Here is a 212-nt window from a genome sequence, read left to right as displayed (position 1 = left end):
ACATCGGTTACTGGTGCAAGCGTGGCCTCACAGCTTACGCACCCGACAGCCGGAAAATCTGGATCAACGCCTCGGGACAGCTGGATGGTTGGCTATACACCACAGCTCGTTACTGCTGTGTGGGTTGGTTTTGATAAAGACAAAGACATCAATCAATCGGTTGAAGGGCAAATCTCAAAACGGATTTGGGCTGACTTTATGGAAACAGCGAT

The 212-nt window shown here is 49.5% G+C and carries 1 pseudogene; it reads left to right on the top strand.

What is annotated here, in order from left to right:
• Window positions 1-212: pseudogene (locus tag CHH91_RS19825) on the top strand (monofunctional biosynthetic peptidoglycan transglycosylase); the annotation flags it as partial.

Source organism: Virgibacillus sp. 7505 (assembly GCF_002272135.1).
GTDB lineage: Bacteria > Bacillota > Bacilli > Bacillales > Amphibacillaceae > Terribacillus.
Note: the sequence above shows the minus strand (reverse complement) of the source record. Positions and strands in the feature narration are given on the sequence as shown.